We start from the raw sequence: 1,410 nt of genomic DNA on the forward strand, positions 1-1,410 counted from the left end.
GGCCACCGAGGCGCAGCATGCCAAGGGAAAGCTGACTGCGCGGGAGCGGATCGGGCTGCTGCTGGACGAGGGTTCGTTCCGGGAGGTCGAGCAGCTGCGGCGGCACCGGGCGACCGGGTTCGGGCTGGAGGGCAGGAAGCCGTACACCGACGGTGTGGTCACCGGCTGGGGCACGGTCGAGGGCCGTACGGTCTTCGTCTACGCGCATGACTTCCGGATCTTCGGCGGGGCGCTGGGTGAGGCCCATGCCACGAAGATCCACAAGATCATGGACATGGCGATCGCGGCCGGGGCGCCGCTGGTGTCGCTGAACGACGGTGCCGGGGCCCGTATCCAGGAGGGCGTGTCCGCTCTGGCGGGTTACGGCGGGATCTTCCAGCGCAACACCAGGGCCTCGGGCGTGATCCCGCAGATCAGCGTCATGCTCGGGCCCTGTGCCGGTGGTGCGGCCTACTCGCCCGCTCTCACGGACTTCGTGTTCATGGTCCGGGACACCTCGCAGATGTTCATCACCGGGCCCGACGTGGTCAAGGCCGTCACCGGTGAGGAGATCACCCAGAACGGCCTGGGCGGCGCCGACGTCCACGCCGAGACCTCCGGCGTCGCGCACTTCGCCTACGACGACGAGGAGACCTGCATCGCCGAGGTCCGCTACCTCCTGTCGATGCTCCCCTCCAACAACCGCGAGACCCCACCCCGGGCCGATCCGACGGATCCGGCGGACCGGCGCACCGAGGTCCTGCGGGACCTGGTGCCGCCGGACGGCAGCCGGCCCTACGACATGGCCCGGGTGATCGAGGAGCTCGTCGACGACGGCGACTTCCTGGAGGTCCACGAGCGCTGGGCGCGCAACATCGTCTGCGCCCTCGCCCGGCTCGACGGCCGGGTGGTCGGTGTCATCGCCAACCAGCCGCAGGCGCTGGCCGGTGTACTGGACATCGACGCGTCCGAGAAGGCGGCCCGCTTCGTCCAGATGTGCGACGCCTTCTCGGTCCCGCTCATCACCCTCCTGGACGTCCCCGGGTTCCTCCCGGGCGTCGACCAGGAGCACGGCGGGATCATCCGGCACGGCGCGAAGCTGCTGTACGCGTACTGCAACGCCACCGTGCCGCGCATCAGCCTGATCCTGCGCAAGGCGTACGGCGGGGCCTACATCGTCATGGACTCCCAGTCCATCGGCGCCGACCTCACCTACGCCTGGCCCACCAACGAGATCGCCGTCATGGGCGCCGAAGGCGCCGCCAACGTCATCTTCCGCCGCCAGATCGCGGACGCCGAGGACCCCGAGGCCATGCGCGCCCGCATGGTCAAGGAGTACAAGGCCGAGCTGATGCACCCCTACTACGCCGCCGAACGCGGCCTCGTCGACGACGTCATCGACCCCGCCGAGACCCGCGAGGTGCTCATCAC

1 protein-coding gene is annotated in these 1,410 nt (G+C 69.8%); it reads left to right on the forward strand.

Features of this window, described 5'->3' with window-relative positions:
* The coding region (locus I3F58_RS29155; protein ID WP_240111717.1) for an acyl-CoA carboxylase subunit beta at window positions 1-1,410 on the forward strand (1,410 nt) is incomplete at both ends.

It is taken from the genome of Streptomyces sp. MUM 203J (assembly GCF_022414595.1).
GTDB lineage: Bacteria > Actinomycetota > Actinomycetes > Streptomycetales > Streptomycetaceae > Streptomyces.